Below are 17,574 nucleotides of genomic sequence, written 5' to 3'. Positions count from 1 at the left end.
CGAAAACACCGGGCTAAGCACCCCGCGTGAGTATTTACAGCCAAAACTGTTGTATTTTAGTACCTATGGCTTCCACACCTTTAGAAATCGCCAAGGAACTGCGCCTCCCGTTGACGCGGTTGTACCTGCTGTACTTCCGCCAGACGGAGAACTCCCACATCAGCATGGCGCAGCTATCGATCCTGATGATCCTCGAAGAAAACGGCCCGATGCGCATCAGCCAGATTGCGGCCACCGAGACGATCCGCATGCCCACCGCCTCCAACGCGGTCAACCAGCTGGAGACGATGGAGCTGGTCACGCGCGTGCGCGACACGTCCGACCGCCGCGGCGTGAGCGTCACCCTCACCGACAAGGGTCGCGAGGAACTGCGCCGCCTGTCCGAAGAACGCGCCGAGCAGCTCGCCAGCATGCTGGATAGCCTCAGCGACGAAGAGCTCAAGGAAGTTGCAGAGGCCACCCCAGTTATCGAACTGGTCCTGCGCCGCTACACTGAAGCTATCGAGGCAAAGCTGAACAACGACCAGCAGTAGTGCTGGAGCTAGCGAGCATCTTTCTTGAGCAACACCCCTAAGTCCGACGTCCCCCGCACATCGGGCGCATCCCGCGCGCCCCTCCGCCTGCTTCTTACATGGCGCCCCGAATCGGCCGGTGACGAGGCCGCGCAGGTCGCCGCCTGGCTCGGCCGCACGGAGACCATCGCGGTGCGCACGGCGACGGTGATCTCGCGTTCCTGGACCGCGCAGCCGGAGCTTGAGTTCGACAACTACTCGGAGTGGATCGACAAGGAATCGCAGGCCGTGTCCTCCGCCGCGCAGAAGGCGCTGGCCCTGGCCAAGCTGCCCGAAGCGATGCTGGACGCCGACGAGCCCTCCACTGTCACTGTTGATCATTCGGAAACGAAGGCTCTTATCGACGCCGCCGCCGAGTTCAACGCCGACATGATGATCTTGGGCTCCCATCCCGCCGCGCCGCATTCTCGGTTCCGGATCGGCTCGACGGCGGATGCCCTGCTGCACTATGCCCCGCTGCCGCTACTGTTGGCTCCGCGGACGCCGAAGCTGTCGAAACGTGGCGTCACCAGGGTCAATTGCTGCTACATCGATACCGACCAGTCGCACGAGGCGCTGCGTCGGGCGGCGGACCTGGCGCACCGCTGGGGAGTGCCGCTGCGGCTGGTGGCGTTCAGCCCGCGCGGGGCGACGATGTATCCGACGGAGACGGAGTTCATCGACAACTCGGACATGATGGTCGAGTGGCGTGAGCAGGCTCTGGCGCTGCTGGACCGCGGACGGGACCGGGCTCTGAACAGGCACGGCGACCTGACAGTGCAGATGGAGGTCGGCAGCGGCTACGGCTGGTCCGGCGCGATTAACGCCCTGAAGTGGAAGAAGGGCGATCTGCTGGTGATGGGCTCCAGCACGCTGGGCGGTTTCCACCGCGTGTTCATCGGCCCGTCGACGAACCAGATTCTGCGGCACAGCCCGGTGCCGGTGCTGCTGAGCACCGTCTAAGCACTGTCTAGCGCGCCTTAGCGTGCCGCCCGGGGGTCGGCCGCGGGCGTCGGCGCTGGTCGTTCCGCAGGCTCGGCTCCCCGCCCACCCCGCGCCCACCGCGCGCCATTCCCCGCGCACCCCGCAGCCACCGCGCTCCAGGCTCGCGCGGGTTCTGATTACCCCCGGGGACGTGTAGATTTAAGGGCATTATGAGCACCGACGGTTTGAACAACGGCCCCTCACCTGCTGATAACCCGGATTCTGCCTCCGGTTCCGCGGACTCCCAGCCCTTTGGTCGCCCGTCCGCGGGCTCTCAGCCCGCCGGCTCCCCATCCGCGGGATCCCGGCCCGACGGCTCCCAATCCTATGCCTCCGAGCTGGACCGTCCCGGCGCGCCCTCCGAGCTGGACTACGAGGCCGACCCCTTGCTCCGCCTCGAGCGCAACAATAAGTCCACTCGCCAGGCCATTTGGTTCTTCGTCGGCGTGATCGTGTCCACCACTTTGTCCGCGATCCTGATCTGGATCGCCTCCAAGGTCATTGGCGGCCCCTACTGCGAGGCCGACTCCTCGGCACAACTGTGCAGCCGCACGTTCCAGCTTCTGTTCTCTATCGTTCCCACTTCGATTGCGTTCTTTGGCCTGTTCGGCTCGGCGTTTATCACCTACTACAAGTGGAAGAACCACCAGCGCTGGCGCCCGTGGGTAGCGGTGATCTGGTTCATCATGCCGTTCTGCATGGCTTGGATCACCTCGGTCGGTGCGTACCTGCTCATCGACCACAGCCTCTAGCCCCGCCCGACGGTCCCGCTTCCGCTATCCCCGCCTCCTTTAGCCCCGTCCGTCGGTCCCGATTCCGCTCAGGCTCCGCCGTACCCGCTGGAATGTCCCAAATCCTCGAGTTATTGAAAGTAGCGCGTTTGAAGCACGAAATCGCAGCTCTCTGACCTGCGAAAATAGAATAGTTATATTCTAAGAGCTGGAATTTGGGACAATCGCCCCGCAATTAGGTCATCGGAGCGCCGAAAATCGCCGAATTCGCGCCCGTCAGGAGCGTCACTGTGACGTTTCGAGGGCACACATTCGCACCGCTGTTCGATTCGGCGCCTTAGAATCCCTCAACACCGCGGGTAGAAAAAGGGTCGCCCCCCGGGCGCGCAAAGCCAAGGGAAAGGCCACCGGCACACCGGCACAAAGGCGCAGGCGCCCCCGGGCACGCAGTAGCCGGGAAGCGAGGGACACACCCCAGGCCGCTACTTTGCGACGATGTTCACCATCTTGCCTGGCACGACGATGATCTTGGCCACCGTCTTGCCCTCGATGTGCGCAGCGACGTTTGGCTCCTCCAGCGCAGCAGCCTCGATCTCCTCCCGCGAAGCATCCGCCGCCACGTTAATGCGCCCGCGCAACTTGCCCATGACCTGCACGGGAAGCTCGATAGTGTCATCTACCAGCCACTTTTCACCCCACTCGGGGAAGGGCTCGTAGGTGATGCCCTCGGAGTGCCCCAGGATCTCCCACATCTCCTCGGCAATGTGCGGCGCCACCGGCGCGAGCATCTGCACCAGCGGTTCAACAGCAGCCCGCGGAGCCGCCCCAGCGGAGTACGTCTTCGTCAGGTAGTTCACGTATTCGATCATCTTCGCCACGGCTGTGTTGTCGCGCAGCTCCGCATAGTTCTCGTGAACCCCCGCGATGGTCCTGTGCAGGGCCTTTAGGTCGTCATCCGTGAGGGCGTCATCACTCACAGAACCCTTACCCGTGCCCTCATCAACGGCGAGGCGCCACGCACGCTGCAGGAATCGCTGCGCGCCCACAACGTCCTTCGTCGCCCACGGCCGCGACGTGTCGAGTGGCCCCATCGCCATCTCGTACACGCGCAGGGTGTCCGCACCGTAGTCGTCGCAGATCTCGTCGGGCGAGACCGCGTTCTTGAGGGACTTACCCATCTTGCCGTATTCCTGAAATACTTCTTCTTCCTTTGTGACGCCCTCAGCATCATCCGCCTCACGAACCCAGAAGAACTTACCGTCGCGTTCGGTGACCTCCTCCGCGGGGACGTACACGCCGCGGGAGTCCGTGTACGCGTAGGCCTGGATGTAGCCCTGGTTGTAGAGGCGGTAGTAGGGCTCGAAGCTGGAGACTACGCCCAGGTCGAACAGCACCTTGTGCCAGAAGCGGGCGTACAGCAGGTGAAGCACGGCGTGCTCCACGCCGCCGACATACAGGTCCACGCCGCCGGAGGGGCGGCCTTCGCGCGGGCCGACCCAGTAGCGTTCGTTTTCAATATCTACCAGGGCGTTGTCGTTGTTCGGGTCGATGTAGCGCAGCTGGTACCAGGAGGAACCAGCCCACTGCGGCATGACGTTGGTGTCGCGGTAGTAGGTCTTTTCCCCGTCGCCGAGGTCCAGGGTGACCTCGACCCAGTCCTTGGCCTTGGCCAGCGGGGGCTGGGGTGCGGAGTCCTTGTCGTCGGGGTCGAAGCTGACTGGCTTGTAGTCCTCCACTTCGGGCAGCTCAACGGGGAGCATCTCCTCCGGCAGGCCGTGTGCCATGCCGTTCTCGTCGTAGACGATGGGGAAGGGCTCGCCCCAGTAGCGCTGGCGGGCGAACAGCCAGTCGCGCAGCTTGTACTGGATCTTGCCGGCGCCCTTGCCATGGGATTCCAGCCATTCGATGGCCTTGTCGATGGCCTCTGCCTTGCCCAGACCGTTGAGCTCCAGGCCGTCGGAGTTGTTGGAGTTGATGTGCGGGCCGTCCTCGGTGAACGCCTCGGTGAGCTCGGCGCCCGCACCGTCGTCGGCGTTGTCGCCAGCCGCAGCCCCGGCGCCGCCCTGCTCGGCAGCCGCCGCACCCTGCTCGCCAGCAGTGCCCTCAGCTGCCAGCACCGGCACGATCGGCAGCCCGAACTCGGTGGCGAACTCGAAGTCGCGGGTATCGTGCGCCGGCACAGCCATAATCGCGCCGGTGCCGTAGCCCGTCAGCACATAGTCCGCGATGAAGACCGGCACCTGCGCCCCGTTCACCGGGTTGGTGGCATAAACGCCCAGGAAAACGCCCGTCTTCTCCTTGTTCTCCTGGCGCTCCAGGTCGGACTTGGCGGCGATTGCCGCGCGGTATGCCTCCACTGCCGCAGCCGGGTTTGCCTGGCCGTAGGTCCACCGTGGGTCGACATCCGTGTAGGCGTCCTTACCCGCAGAAGAACCACCGGCCTGCGCAACGAGCGTATCGACCAGCTCGTGCTCCGGGGCCAGCACCATGTAGGTCGCGCCGAACAGCGTGTCCGGGCGCGTGGTGAACACGTCAATGTCGTGACCCAGGCAGTCGAACGTGACCTCCGCGCCGCGCGAACGGCCGATCCAGTTGCGCTGCATGGACTTCACCTTTTCCGGCCAGTCCAGGAACTCCAGGTCGTCAATCAGGCGGTCGGAGTACGCGGTGATGCGCATCATCCACTGCTGCAGGTTCTTGCGGAAGACGGGGAAGTTGCCGCGCTCGGAGCGGCCCTCTGCCGTGACTTCCTCGTTCGCCAGCACCGTGCCCAGGCCCGGGCACCAGTTCACCGTGGAGTTCGAGCGGTAGACCAGGCGGTAGCTATCCAGCACCTCCTGCTTCTCGGCGGCGCTGAGATCCGCCCAGTCCGCGCGCTCGGCAGCGAGCTTTTCCTCCAGCTCTGCGATCGGGCGCGCCTTGCCCAGGGTGCCGTTGGCGTTCTTCGCCTCCGGGTCGAACCAAGAGTTGTAAATCTGCAGGAAAATCCACTGCGTCCAGCGGTAATAGTCCGTGTCCGTGGTGGCGAAACTGCGGCGCTTGTCGTGACCCAGGCCCAGGCGGTCCAGCTGACGCTCCATGTTCGCGATGTTGGCCACGGTCGTGGTGCGCGGGTGGGTGCCCGTCTGCACGGCGTACTGCTCGGCGGGCAGACCGAACGCGTCATAACCCAGCGTGTGCAGCACATTTGCGCCCTTCATGCGGTGGAAGCGCGCGAAGACGTCCGTGCCGATGTAGCCCAACGGGTGGCCGACGTGCAGACCCACGCCGGACGGGTAGGGGAACATGTCCTGGATGAACTTGCGGTCTTCCGGCAGCTCCGCGCCCGGCTCCGCGAGGTCGCCCGTCGGGTTCGGGGCGTTAAACGTGCCGTTGTCCGCCCAGTGCTGCTGCCACTTGGCCTCGATCTTGGCCGCGAGTTCAGGGGTGTAGCGGTAGGAGGTTGCGCCCGCGGACGTGCCCGCGGAGGTGTCTTCAGTGCTGCCGTTCGTCATGGTTTAACAGTCTAGTAGGTGCCACGGACAGGGCAGGCTATTGCGTTTGGCTTGTTGGCCACCTGCGGTAATAGACTGTTTCGCATGATCGTGTTGACCGTTGTGTTGGTAATTGTGGGGCTTGTGTTCTTTGTTGCGGGCTCGCTGGGGGCTGTGGGGAAGCTGCCGGGTAATCCGGTCGTTGGCCTGCGCGTTCCGGAAGTCCGCAAGTCCCAGGAGCTCTGGAACACCGCACACCGGATCGTCGGCCCGGCCTGGATGGGCGCCGGTGCGGCATTGCTCGGAGCGGCTCTGATCACCCTGAAGGTGAGCGGTTGGATGTGGCTGGTCTTTGCGTTGTTACTGGTCGGGGCTGTTTTCTTGATCGGTCTGGGCTCGGCTTTGGGCGCTCACACCGTCGCGCGCCTGGATTCCCGCGCCGCCCAACTCGAGGCCGCCGATTCTTCTTGCTGCTCTAGTGGTGACGCCACCTCGGCCTCCTGCTGCTCCGATTCCAGCGAGGCCACCGGCGCTTCCGACTCCGCTGGCGCTTGCTGTTCCGACGCCGGCGCTGGCGCCAACACTGGCACGGTGAGCGCGGAGGCGTGCGCAAGCGGCCAGGCCTGCGGCAGCTGCTCGCTGAATGGCTCCTGCGAGGGCGGTGGCGTGGACTGGGAGGCCGCCCGCCGGGCAGCTTCCGCCCAGGACTCGGTGCAAAACTCGGCGCAGAACCCCGCGCAGAACCCCGCGCAGGCGTAGGCACCGCCTGCCCCGAGCCCCCGGCCTCTCGTCGGGGGCTTACTTTTGCCCACATTGAGGCGGCTAAAAGGGCAATGTCCCAAATCGTCGAGTTATTGAAAGTAGAGCGTTTGAAGCACAAAAGCGCAGCTCCCTGACCTGCGGAAATAAAATAGTTATATTCTAAGAGCTGGAATTTGGGACATCGCCCCCTCGATTGGGACTTCGGCACTCCGGAATCCGCCTGATTCTTCCCTTTCCCTACCGTCACTGTGACGATCCAACGCATTCCCCCCTCCTGCCCGGCAACGCAGTACCCTGGGGAATCATGAGAGACAGCAACGCCACCGTCGTCGTATCAGGCACCACCAACATAGACACCTTTGTCACCGTCCAGAACTTCCCGCAACCAGGGGAAACGACCATCGCAAAACCCGGCATAGAGGCTCTCGGTGGCAAGGGCGCTAATCAGGCGGCAGCGTGCGCACACATGGGCGTCAATACCGTCCTTCTGTCTGCGGTAGGCAACGACCCGCAGGGCGAGCTCGCGCTGAAGCAGCTGCGCGAACACGGCGTGAATACCGACTACATCGTGATCAGTCGGCAGCCGACGGGGCGCGCGTTCATCATGAACGACCCCAGCGGCGAGAACATCATCATCGTCACCTCGGGCGCAAACGAGCTGGTCAGCCCCGCCCAGCAGCGCGAAACCGTTGACGAACTGCGCCGCCAAGGACCCGTTCCGATCGTTCTGGCACAAGGCGAACTGACCCCCGAGCACAGCGCGCAGCTGCCGAGGCTGGTGGCGAATTCGGACTCGCGGCTGGTGCTGAACCTCGCGCCGGTGACCACGCGCGACCCCGACTTGATGGCCGCCGCCGACCCGCTGGTGCTGAATGAGGGCGAGGCCGCCGCGGTGCTCGGCGAAGCTCCCGGCACGCCCGTTGAAGAGCTCACCGATCGCCTGCGCACCATCGCGCGCTCTGTGGTGATTACTTTGGGGCAGCGCGGCGCGCTGATCTTGGAAAAGGACGCCGAACCGGTCCACATTCCAGCCGTCCACGTTGATCGCGTGGTCGACACCACCGGGGCAGGCGACGCATTCTGCGGCACCCTCGCGGCCGCGCTGGCGCAAGGGGAGACCCTGGTGGATGCCTGCACGCTAGGTGCAGCCGCAGGAGCCCTGGCCACACAGAAGCGAGGGGCGGCGGTTAGCTACGCCAGCGAAAACGAAGTCCGCCGACTGGGAGAGGAATAGAGACATGACTGCCAACAGCCCACAGAAAATCATTCTGGACTGCGACCCGGGGCACGATGACGCGATCGCGATGCTCCTGGCCTGGGGAAACCCTGACCTGGACCTGCTGGCGGTCACGACGGTTGCGGGTAATCAAACGCTAGAGAAGGTCACCAAAAACGCCCTGGCGCTGGCGCGGGTCGGCAACATCACTGGCATTCCTTTCGCCGCCGGGGCGGATCGCCCGCTGGTCGCGCCGCAGATCATCCCCGAGGAGATCCACGGAGACAGCGGCCTGGACGGCCCCCAGCTGCCCGCCGCCGACGCTACCCAGGATCCGCGCCATGCGGTGAACCTCATCGCGGACATCATCCGCGACAACGAACCTGGTGCCGTAACCATCGTCCCGACGGGCGCGCTGACCAACATCGCCCTGTTCGCCCGCATGTACCCGGAGCTTGTGGAACGCGTGGGTGGCGTCACTTTGATGGGCGGAGCGCACCACGCGGGCAACATGACCGCGAGCGCCGAGTTCAACATCCTGGCTGACCCGGAGGCCGCGAAGATTGTGTTCGGCGCGGGCTGGCCCGTCACGATGGTTGGCCTGGACGTCACGCACAAGGTGCTGGCCACGCCCGAGCGGATGGCGCAGCTGGCGGAGGTCGGCACCGACGTGGCTGCGTTCATCGCGGAACTGGTGGAGTTCTTTGGCGCGGCCTACATGAAGGAACGGCACTACCCCGGCCCGCCGATGCACGACCCGCTGGCCGTAGCGGCGGTGGCTGATCCGCAGGTCGTGCGCACGATTTTGGCGCCGATCGACGTGGAGACTCAGGGCGAGCTCACGCGCGGGGCGACCGTCGTCGACCTGCGGCGCACCTGGGGCAGCCAGGCAGGAGGGCAGGACCCGACTGCTCTGGGCACGGCGGATGATTCTGATTTCGACGCCCACACTTCAGCAAGCACAGCAGGCGCAGCCGAAGCTGGCACAGGCGCGGTCGGCGCGGCTGATTCCCTGCGCACCCGCGTGGCGGTGGATGTGGATGCGGATCGCTTCTGGACTCTGCTGATCGACGCACTGCAGCGCATCGGCAACACCGGCTTCTAGTCAGGCGCGCCTTCATGGCTTAGAGTTCTAGCTGCAACTACTGAAAATCCCAATTGACTTTCAATTGGCGCTGAATCGGAGCCGCTTATGAACTCCACCAATCCTTCCTCTACGCCAAAGCCCGGCGCGACCGCGGCCGCTTCGCCGGATCCGGTCGATTCCCGCCCGGGCGGCATCGGCCTGCTGATGACGGTACTCATCACCGCGGCAGTCGCCTTCCAGCTCAACGCCTCCATGCTTTCCCCGGTGCTGGCCACCATGGCCCGCGAGCTGAACACAGACGAGGCCGCCACCGGCCTCACCCAGACCGCATTCTTCACCGGCGGCGCAATGTGCGGCCTGTTCCTGCCCCGCCTGTCGGATATTGTCGGTCGCCGCAAGATCCTGGTCATCATGCTGGGCGTGATGTCCCTCGGCGGCCTGATCGCCGCGCTGGCGCCCAACATTGGCGTGCTGATGGTCGCCCGCGCCATGCAGGGTATCGCGGGTCCGACGATCCCCATGACCTTGATTATCCTGCGTAGCCAGGTGAAGGAGGAGGTCCGCCTGGGCACCCTCATGGGCCTGCTGGCCGCCATCAACGGTGGTGTGGCAGGCATCGACGTGATCCTCGCCGGCTGGCTGGCAGAGAACCACGGCTTCCGCTCCGTGTTCTGGCTGATCGCCATCATCGGCATCATCGCCACCGTGGTGGTCGCGTTCGGCGCGCCGGAATCCAAGCCCTCAGACAACGTGAAGATGGACTGGGTTGGCGCTGCTCTGCTGGTGGTATCGGTGCTGTGCATCACGCTGGGCGTCAACGAGGCCGGGAAGGCCGGAGCAGCGAACTGGCTGTACGTCATCGCCATGTTCATCATCGGCCCGGCGGTCTTCGTGGCCTTCTGGAAGTACGAGAGCCGCCATGACCAGCCGCTGGTCGCCCCGAAGTACCTTGCCCGCCGCCACACGTGGGCGCTGCTGGCCACCACGGTGCTGACCATGACTGGCGTGTTCGCGGCAGTCAACGGCGTGGCTATCTCCTTGGCACAGAACCCGGACGCAGGCTTCGGCCTGGAAGCAGACAAGGCCTCCCTGTGGCTGCTGACCCCCTACGCACTGATCGGCTGGGCAGTCGGCCCCTTCGCAGGCCGCTGGGCGCCTAAGATCGGCTACGGCCGTTTGGTCATCATCGCCAACCTCGCCAGCGCAGTGCTCATGCTGGGGCTCGCCTTTGTTGGCGTGAAGTCCCTGGCCGTACTGATCATCGCCGTCATCCTGCTGGGCATCACCTACGCGGGCATCGGCAACATCGTCATCAACAACCTGGGCGTGGTGAACTCCCCGAAGGACAACGAGGGCTTCCTGCCGGGCATGAACTCCGCGGGCTTCAACCTCGGCGCGGGCGTGTCTTTCGCCATCCTGCCGGTATTCCAGGTCGCTGGTTCGCCCCAGGGTTCGGATTCAGTCGCGGGTTATGTCACCGCATTCATCGCCGCCGCGGTCATCCTGGGCATCGCTGCCGCCGTGGCCTCGCTGATCCCCAAGCAGACCGTCGCGGAGCTCGACCGCGCCATCGTCTAGCCGCCACCCAGGCGCACCCAGGCGCCACGCTCAGGCGCGCCACCCCACCCCGCCTGCGACTTTTTGAACGGTTGCGGTTTGCGGGGACGGGGGCGTCAATAAAATAGAGACACATGGCAGAAAAACAGTCGCTGTGGCAGCGCGTGATCAACTACCGTCCGGACTTCCTCATCGTCCTGATCGTCATCGCGGTCGTGGCAGCGGTGGTCGTGCCCGTGCGCGGCGAGGCGGCGGATGTCGCTGGCATCATCACGAAGGTCGCCATCGCGTTCCTGTTTTTCCTCTACGGCGCGCGCCTGTCGCCGCAAGAGGCGCTCAAAGGCCTGATGCACTGGCGGCTGCACCTGCTGATCATGGCGTTTACCTTCGTGGTGTTCCCGCTGATCGGCGTGGCGATGATGCCGCTGAAGGCGGTCGTCGGAAACGAGCTCTACCTGGGCATTCTCTTCTGCACCCTCGTGCCGTCGACGGTGCAATCGTCGGTCGCGTTCACCAGCATCGCACGCGGCCACGTCGCCGCCTCGATTGTCGCGGCTAGCGTCTCTAGCCTGCTGGGAGTGCTTTTCACGCCGCTGCTGGTGCTGTTGCTGATGTCTTCTTCGGAAGGCTTTCATATTGACGCCACCACCTTCCTCGACATCGGTATCCAACTGCTGTTGCCGTTCGCCATCGGCCAGCTTCTGCGCAGGTGGGTGTATAAATTTGCGGCCACACCTGCGACGAAGAAGGTGGACCAAGTTTCGATCGGGTTGGTGGTGTACGTCAGCTTCTCGGAAGGCATTGTCTCTGGAGTGTGGAGTTCCGTCAGCTGGCTGACGGTACTGGGCCTGGTGCTGGGATCCATCGCGGTGGTGCATGTGATGCTGGGCGTTACCAGCGTGACCTCGCGGAAGCTGGGCTTCGACTACGCAGATCAGGTGGCGATCCAGTTCGCGGGCACGAAGAAGTCCCTGGCCTCGGGTCTGCCGATGGCGGCGGTGATGTTCGGCGGGGCGAGCCTCGGCATGATGATTCTGCCGCTGATGATCTTCCACCAGGTGCAACTGGTGATCTGCTCCATGCGCGCCAGCTCCTACGCCGCGCGCTTCCCGGAGGGCGGGAAGACCGCCGGCGCGCGCACCTGGTAGGCACGCGTTAGCCGGCTACTCCGGCTGCTGCAGGCGCTTGACGTAACCCATGCGCGGGCGGAAACCCGCCGGGTGCTTTAACTGCGCCACCGCGTCGGCAATCACCAGGCGGAAGCGCGGCTGCATCGGCGGCATCTGGGAGATCGAATACCAACCCACCTGCGTGGACTCGTCGTCGCCGATCACCGGCTCATCGTTGAACTCGCCGGTCTCCGGATCCGGGATCACGGTGCAGCGGACGGTCGTATCGACGTAGCTGGTGACGTCCCCGTTCGGGTACTCGACCGGGCCGACCTGCCCCACTCCCAGCAGCGCATCCACTTGCACGTGCAGGCCAGTTTCCTCCCGTACCTCGCGGATCGCCGCCAGGTGCGGCTCCTCCCGCGGGTCGACAATGCCCGTGACGGGGGTCCACTGCCCGTCGTCGGCGCGCTTGACCAGCAGCACCTCTGGAACGGCCCAGATGGGCGCATCCTCCGGTACGTCCCGGATGACGATAGCTGTCACGCCGGGAAGCCACAGCTCGTCGTGGCCAATCTTCTTGCGCAGTTCAACGATGAAATCTGGGGTCGGCATGGGCGCCATTCTACGGTGCTGGGGCTGTGGGTGGCGGGGGAGGGGGCGTCAAAAAATAAGGTTCGCCAGCACCAGATACAGCACCGTGCCCAACAAGATCGACAACGTGGCCGAGCGGCGCCAAAGGTGCAGCGCGACGGTGAAGGCCAGCGCGATGCCGACTGCAGTGAAACCACCCGGCGCGTCGGCCTGGCCGGAGACTGTGTAGACAACCAGAAGGGTCATCACTCCGACGGGCATGGCCAGGCCGAGCCACGCGACCAGGTCGGATTCGCGGAAGAAACGCAGAGCGGCAAAAGGCAAGCCGCGCAGGGCGAGGGTGACCAGGAAAATCGCGCCGAGGATCGCGAGGGTGGGGCCAAGCTGCACGCCCTCGGGGAGGCCGGCGGCGGCGTGCAGGTGAACGGCGGGCGCAGCCATCTATTCCACCTCCCGGGAGGCAGCGTTATCCGCGCCAACCTTCAGGCGCAGCGCGCGATCCAGCGGCGGGCACAGGAAGCGGACGATGAGGCTGAGGAAGTAGAGGCTCATGCCGATCATCAGCATGTTGTCCGGTGAGACCAGCAGGCCGAACGCACCGCACAGCGCAGCCACAATCGGCAGGGAAAGGTCCTTGAAGCTCACGAACGCCTCGATCGCCAGCACCGCGAACAGGGCGATCAGTGCGAACTCCATGCCCTGGATCTCAAAGGGCAGGGCACTGCCACACCACGCCCCGATCAGGCCACCGCCGACCCAGCCGGCCTGCTGCAGAATCTGCACCGCCATCACGCGGGCGGTCGACCACTTCGCGTCGCGCCGGGCGGCGAGGATCGCATACGTCTCATCCGTCAGCGCATAGATGCCATAAGCCCTGGCCAGCCAGCCGCGGACCTGGGCGATGGGGTAGTTCAGGGCGTAGAAGGCGTGGCGGAAGTTCACCAGGAATCCGTACAGCGCGGCACTCAATGGCCCCACGCCACCCGTGACCAAGGAGAGCGCCAGGAACTCCATCGACCCTGCGTAGATGACAAAAGAGAAGATCGGCGCCCACCACCACGCGAAGCCGACCTGGGTGATCAGCAGGCCGAAGGCCAGACCCAGCGGCACCATGCCCAGGGCCACGGGCCAGGCGTCGGCGATTCCGGCGCGCCAGGCGCGGTTGCTGTGCTGGCTCACCTAGTTGCGCTCCGGGTGGCTCGCCCAGGTCACGAACAGGTTGTCGGGGAAGGGGCGCTTCTTCATTAATTGACGCCACGTCTCCGCCGGCCGGTCCGTGAACACATCCTCGGCGGTTGCGGCCTGCACGCCGACTAGCCCGGTTTCCACCCAAGTGCGGAGGTCCTCTACCTCCAGGCGGACGTAACTGTGGAAAAGTCGCAGACCCCGCAGCATGGAAGGATCCACGTGACCGACTACCTCCGCGACCTGCTCATCCACGCTGGGTGCGCTTTCGGCAGTGCTGATCAGCAGAAATTGGCCACGCTTGCCGAAGCGTGTGGGGGCGGGGGTTGGGGTGGCGTCCAGCTCCAAACGATCAGAGTCTAGAAGGCCGACGGCAAGCACGACGGGTTCCTGGTTGCCGCCGATGAAGAAGACCTTCGGCTTGGTGAGCCGGTCCGCGAGGGCGGGCATGTGGTTGGCGGCGGCTTCGCTGCTCATGAGGCCGAGCTGGACCGCGATGATCGTGGCGCCGTCCACGCTGGATTCAGCGCTGTCCCTGCCGGGTTCCGCGCTGTCCGTGCCGTCCGTGCCGTCGACGCCAGCGCCGTCCTGCACCTCCAGCACCAGTAGCGCATCCGCGCCGGGCAACCCCGGCTCGGCCAGCACGCCCGGCGCGTTGCCGAAGACAGACATGAATTTCTGCAGGTCATCGACGGTAACATCGGCGGAATCGACAAAGCCGGCCGGGTCGACGACCGCGGCTGGGGATTGGAATATCACGTCGCCGGGCTGCACGTCGAACGGCAGCTGCGGGTCCCGGCTCTGGTCCCAGCCGTCGCTTAGCTGATCCGCGGTCACTTCTGCGTTCCACCTTCCTGCTCGGCCCACCATTGCTTCAGCGCGGTGATGGCGTCGTCGCGCTCCATCGGCCCGCGATCCAGCCGCAGTTCCTTCAGATAGGCCCACGCCTTGCCCACATCGGGGCCGGGCTTCAGATCCAGGATCTGCATGATCTCATTGCCGTCCAGGTCGGGGCGGACGGCGGCGAGGTCCTCCTGCTCCTGCAGCTGTTCAATACGCTTTTCCAAATTATCGTAAGTGCGCTGCAGCCTCTGGGCTTTTCGCTGGTTGCGGGTGGTGCAGTCCGCGCGGACTAGGAGGTGCAGCAGTGGCAGCAGCTCGCCCGCATCGTTGACGTAGCGGCGCACCGCGGAGTCGGTCCAGGTGGATTCGTTGTTGTCCTTCTCGCCGGCGCCGCGCGGAGCGTCCTGCCGCGGGCCTCTGCCCTGAGTGTCCGCGTAGCCGTGGAAGCGCATGTGCAAGAACACCAGCTGGCCGATGTCTTGGACGTGCTGCTTGGAGTACTTGAGCTTCCGCAGGCGGCGGCGGGTAATGCGCGCGCCGACGACCTCGTGCTGGTGGAAGGTCACCGCGCCGGATTCGGTAAAAGCCCTGGTATCGGGCTTGCCGATGTCGTGCAGCAGCGCGGCCATGCGCAGTTCCAGCGAGGGCTCCAGGCCGCGTTCGGCCTCCAGGTTCACGGCGTTGCGCAGCACCATCAGCGAGTGCCAGTACACGTCCTTGTGCTGTCGGTGCTCGTCCTGCGTGAGCTTCAGCGCCGGCAGCTCCGGCAGCACGTGGTCGGCCAGCCCGGTCTCGACCATCAGGTCCAGCCCCACCCACGGCGCCGCGCCGAGCATCAGCTTGTTCAGCTCAACGGCCACGCGCTCGACGGTGATGCGGCTGATCTGCTCGCTCATCGCCGCCATTGCTTCCTTGACTCTTTTTGTGACGCCGAACTCCAGCTGCGAAACGAATCGGCAAGCGCGGAGCATGCGCAGCGGGTCGTCGTTGAAACTGATCTGCGGGCTGTCCGGGGTATCGAGCACTCCGGCCTGGAGGTCTTCGAGGCCGTTAAGGGGGTCGCGGAGCTGGTGGTTTCCGTCAGGGGACAGTTCCAGCGCGATGGCGTTGGCGCGGAAGTCGCGGCGGATGAGGTCCCCGTCGAGGCTGTCGCCGAAGGAGACCTCGGGGTTGCGGGACTGGCCGTCATATTGGTCGGCGCGGAAGGTGGTAATCTCCAGGATCTGACCCTTGACCAGCGCAGATACGGTGCCGTATTCAATGCCCGTGTCCCACACTGTTTCTGCCAGGGGCGTGACGATGTCGACGATGGCCTGCGGCCGGGCGTCGGTAGTGAAGTCCAGGTCGTGGGAGAGGCGCCCGAGCAGGGCGTCGCGCACAGACCCGCCGACGAGGTAGAGGCTGTGCCCAGCGTCGTGGAAGGCCTGCGTGAGCGGCAGAAGGTCGCGGTCGAGCGCGCGCAGGGAGGTGAAGGCCTCCTGCAGCATGCCGTCGACGGTGCGCGGCTGTTCCGGGGCTTGGGCCTGCTGTGCTTGGGTGGCAGGCGCGGCCTGCTTAGCCTGCGTCTCGGCCTGCGCCTTGAGCTTCTGTGCCTTGGGCTTCTGTGCCTGTGCCTCGGCCTGCGCGGCCTGCGCCTTGAGCTTCTGTGCCTTGGGCTTCTGTGCCTTGGCGGATTCCTGGTTTGCGGGGGAGTGGGCGGCGTTTGTCACGCTGCCAGATTCTACTAGCCCGGGGTTTCGAGCCAACCAGCCCCATCTGTCCCACTCCAACTCACCCAGATTCTCACCCGCCCCACCATTAACATCCATCTCTTGAGTATTGGATGAGCAGTGCAACAAGAACGACAGATGTCGGAAAAGTTGCAGTTTGTAATTCTGAGCCTCCCAACGACTGCGCCAAAAACTCTCTGACCTGCACGTTTACATACTTGCAAATTGTGTTCATTAACGTTTTGCAGTTTTTCCGACATTTAGCCCTGCCGAGTCCCCCCAAGCCTGCTCGACCCCTCCCTCAACCCCACCCTAGAACCTGCCCCAGACCCTGCCCAAACCCCTCTCCCCGCCCGAAATGTCGTTAGATCGGGAATGTGGCCCCGCAACAACTCCCGATCCAACCGCAAATGTCGCTAGATCGGGAATCTGCAGAGCGAATCCTAAAGGACCGCAATTCCACAACGCTCTGACCAGGCATTTTGCAAAATCGACATTAATTGTCAACAACCAATTCCCGTTCTAACGACATTTGGGACAGCTGGGAGGGGTGCAGAGGGGAAGAGGTTGCTATATCGAGGCTCTCTTCCGCACTCACAGCTCCATCGGCACCTAACGTCCCGGCCGAAACGTCGGCCGCACACTGGTTAGTTACAAATTCAGTTCCACATTGTGCAAGGAACCGGCTATCGTTATCAGAATGAATGGAAACGACAGCACCGGAAACGGCACGCCCCGCCGCCGGCGCCGCCGTCCCAGAAGAAGGCACCGCTCTGGCCACAATCAGCAGCAAAAAAATAGCCAGAACAACAGCCAAAATGGTGGCCAGAACAACAGCCAAAGCAATGGCCAGAGCAGCGATAACCAGGGTAATAGTCAGGACAAAAGCCAGTCCCGCCGCGGCAAGGGCGGAAATGAAAGCAGCAACGGAAACCACAACAACAAAAACCACAACAACAAAAACCACAACAGTGGAAACCGTGGCAAGGGAGCCAGCGGCGGCAAGAGCTCCGGCTCTGGCAACCACCAAAACCCCCGAATCCAAAACCCTCGCAACCAGCGCAGCCGCAACCAGCGGAATCGGAACCGCAACCGCCAGAACCCGCGCCGCAACTCCTTCGACGAGCACTCGAACCTCCCGACCTCCGTGGAGACTTCCGCGGGCGGCCTAGTGCTATCTGGTCTGGCGGAGGCCGTGCAACCCAACGGCGACGTGGACTTTTCCTCGATTTACGTGGCGCTGATCGGCCGCCTGGACCGCCGCGGCAGGCTGCTGTGGTCCATGCCGAAGGGTCACATCGAACCGGATGAATCCCAGCATGCCACCGCCGAGCGTGAGGTGTGGGAGGAAACGGGCGTGGCCGGCGAAGTCATCGCAGACCTCGGCACCATTGACTATTGGTTTGTCTCGGAGGGCATCCGCATCCACAAAACCGTCCACCACCACCTGCTTCGATATGTCGATGGCGATCTGAACGACGAAGATCCAGAAGTCACAGAGGTCCGCTGGCTGCCCGTCAACCGCTTAATCGAGCACCTTGCCTACGCCGACGAGCGCCGCCTTGCCCGCCAGGCCTTCGACAGTCTCGCGGATCTGGCGCGCGCGGAGGCCGATGCAGGCCGAGCCACGCCACGCTAGGGATCGCTAACCGATCGCCAGGTCGGGCTGCTAAAACTAGTAGGGCTGTCAAGCTGCCAGCACGGCCAGCAGTTCTAGTACTGCTAGAACTAGTAGAACTTAGGTAAGCATGTAGTTGTGCATAAAGGTGAGCG

General features: G+C 64.3%; 15 protein-coding genes. 9 read left to right on the top strand and 6 right to left on the bottom strand.

All coding sequences use genetic code 11. From position 1 onward, the window contains the following. The first annotated feature begins 65 nt into the window (after positions 1-65). The 3 genes from L8U58_RS06380 to L8U58_RS06370 all read left to right on the top strand — a co-directional run bounded on the left by L8U58_RS06380 (position 66) and on the right by L8U58_RS06370 (position 2,287). Positions 66-533 carry a MarR family winged helix-turn-helix transcriptional regulator gene (locus L8U58_RS06380; protein WP_034966639.1) on the top strand — a complete coding sequence of 156 codons (468 nt, stop codon included), beginning with the start codon at positions 66-68 and terminating at the stop codon, positions 531-533. 24 nt (positions 534-557) lie between these two features. Continuing rightward, on the top strand, positions 558-1,514 hold the full coding sequence (locus L8U58_RS06375) for a universal stress protein (RefSeq protein ID WP_051892159.1): 957 nt from the start codon (positions 558-560) through the stop codon (positions 1,512-1,514). 191 nt (positions 1,515-1,705) lie between these two features. Next, complete coding sequence (locus L8U58_RS06370) at positions 1,706-2,287, top strand: hypothetical protein (RefSeq protein WP_034981339.1); 582 nt, start codon at positions 1,706-1,708, stop codon at positions 2,285-2,287. 461 nt (positions 2,288-2,748) lie between these two features. On the opposite strand, the gene L8U58_RS06365 is transcribed toward L8U58_RS06370, so the two are convergent. Further along, entirely contained in the window at positions 2,749-5,760 is a 3,012-nt protein-coding gene (locus tag L8U58_RS06365; protein WP_269954943.1) for a leucine--tRNA ligase, read from the bottom strand. A gap of 84 nt (positions 5,761-5,844) precedes the next feature. Between L8U58_RS06365 and L8U58_RS06360 the strand changes: the two genes are divergently transcribed. From L8U58_RS06360 to L8U58_RS06340, 5 genes are all read left to right on the top strand, one after another. Further along, complete coding sequence (locus L8U58_RS06360) at positions 5,845-6,498, top strand: SdpI family protein (RefSeq protein ID WP_269954942.1); 654 nt, start codon at positions 5,845-5,847, stop codon at positions 6,496-6,498. A 307-nt stretch (positions 6,499-6,805) separates the two neighbouring features. Then, entirely contained in the window at positions 6,806-7,735 is a 930-nt protein-coding gene (locus L8U58_RS06355; protein WP_034972655.1) for a ribokinase, read from the top strand. Between the two features lie 4 nt (positions 7,736-7,739). Beyond that, positions 7,740-8,822, top strand: coding sequence for a nucleoside hydrolase (locus tag L8U58_RS06350; RefSeq protein ID WP_269954941.1), 1,083 nt, complete (start codon positions 7,740-7,742; stop codon positions 8,820-8,822). Between the two features lie 87 nt (positions 8,823-8,909). Beyond that, positions 8,910-10,382, top strand: coding sequence for an MFS transporter (locus L8U58_RS06345; RefSeq protein WP_269954940.1), 1,473 nt, complete (start codon positions 8,910-8,912; stop codon positions 10,380-10,382). Positions 10,383-10,495: 113 nt separating this feature from the next. Next, entirely contained in the window at positions 10,496-11,509 is a 1,014-nt protein-coding gene (locus L8U58_RS06340) for a bile acid:sodium symporter family protein (RefSeq protein ID WP_269954939.1), read from the top strand. 15 nt (positions 11,510-11,524) lie between these two features. On the opposite strand, the gene L8U58_RS06335 is transcribed toward L8U58_RS06340, so the two are convergent. The 5 genes from L8U58_RS06335 to L8U58_RS06315 are packed head-to-tail and all read right to left on the bottom strand — an operon-like array spanning position 11,525 to position 15,801. Beyond that, complete coding sequence (locus L8U58_RS06335; RefSeq protein WP_034966620.1) at positions 11,525-12,085, bottom strand: NUDIX hydrolase; 561 nt, start codon at positions 12,083-12,085, stop codon at positions 11,525-11,527. Positions 12,086-12,133: 48 nt separating this feature from the next. After that, complete coding sequence (locus tag L8U58_RS06330) at positions 12,134-12,505, bottom strand: branched-chain amino acid transporter permease (RefSeq protein WP_269954938.1); 372 nt, start codon at positions 12,503-12,505, stop codon at positions 12,134-12,136. Then, a complete protein-coding gene (locus tag L8U58_RS06325; protein WP_269954937.1) occupies positions 12,506-13,243 on the bottom strand; it encodes an AzlC family ABC transporter permease in 738 nt (245 codons plus the stop codon). It abuts the gene before it with no gap. Then, positions 13,244-14,086, bottom strand: a complete 843-nt coding sequence (locus L8U58_RS06320; protein WP_269954936.1) for a hypothetical protein — start codon at positions 14,084-14,086, stop codon at positions 13,244-13,246. Continuing rightward, positions 14,083-15,801, bottom strand: coding sequence for a CCA tRNA nucleotidyltransferase (locus L8U58_RS06315; protein WP_420839842.1), 1,719 nt, complete (start codon positions 15,799-15,801; stop codon positions 14,083-14,085). Before L8U58_RS06315 ends, L8U58_RS06320 begins: the two co-directional genes overlap by 4 nt. Positions 15,802-16,501: 700 nt before the next feature. Here L8U58_RS06315 and L8U58_RS06310 point away from each other — a divergent pair. Beyond that, a complete protein-coding gene (locus tag L8U58_RS06310) occupies positions 16,502-17,440 on the top strand; it encodes an NUDIX hydrolase (RefSeq protein ID WP_269954935.1) in 939 nt (312 codons plus the stop codon). The last annotated feature ends 134 nt before the right edge of the window (positions 17,441-17,574 follow it).

Origin of the sequence: Corynebacterium macclintockiae (genome assembly GCF_027570165.1) — a bacterium.
In the GTDB taxonomy this organism is placed as follows: domain Bacteria; phylum Actinomycetota; class Actinomycetes; order Mycobacteriales; family Mycobacteriaceae; genus Corynebacterium; species Corynebacterium macclintockiae.
The sequence above is the reverse complement of the archived record's forward strand: the minus strand, read 5'-3'. Positions and strand labels throughout refer to the sequence as shown.

Bases quoted from the DNA above. Each gene is read 5' to 3' on its own strand.
- L8U58_RS06380 (WP_034966639.1), top strand. From the start codon at position 66: ATGGCTTCCACACCTTTAGAAATCGCCAAGGAACTGCGCCTCCCGTTG.
- L8U58_RS06370 (WP_034981339.1), top strand. From the start codon at position 1,706: ATGAGCACCGACGGTTTGAACAACGGCCCCTCACCTGCTGATAACCCG.
- L8U58_RS06365 (WP_269954943.1), bottom strand. From the start codon at position 5,760: ATGACGAACGGCAGCACTGAAGACACCTCCGCGGGCACGTCCGCGGGC.
- L8U58_RS06360 (WP_269954942.1), top strand. From the start codon at position 5,845: ATGATCGTGTTGACCGTTGTGTTGGTAATTGTGGGGCTTGTGTTCTTT.
- L8U58_RS06355 (WP_034972655.1), top strand. From the start codon at position 6,806: ATGAGAGACAGCAACGCCACCGTCGTCGTATCAGGCACCACCAACATA.
- L8U58_RS06350 (WP_269954941.1), top strand. From the start codon at position 7,740: ATGACTGCCAACAGCCCACAGAAAATCATTCTGGACTGCGACCCGGGG.
- L8U58_RS06345 (WP_269954940.1), top strand. From the start codon at position 8,910: ATGAACTCCACCAATCCTTCCTCTACGCCAAAGCCCGGCGCGACCGCG.
- L8U58_RS06340 (WP_269954939.1), top strand. From the start codon at position 10,496: ATGGCAGAAAAACAGTCGCTGTGGCAGCGCGTGATCAACTACCGTCCG.
- L8U58_RS06335 (WP_034966620.1), bottom strand. From the start codon at position 12,085: ATGCCGACCCCAGATTTCATCGTTGAACTGCGCAAGAAGATTGGCCAC.
- L8U58_RS06330 (WP_269954938.1), bottom strand. From the start codon at position 12,505: ATGGCTGCGCCCGCCGTTCACCTGCACGCCGCCGCCGGCCTCCCCGAG.
- L8U58_RS06310 (WP_269954935.1), top strand. From the start codon at position 16,502: ATGAATGGAAACGACAGCACCGGAAACGGCACGCCCCGCCGCCGGCGC.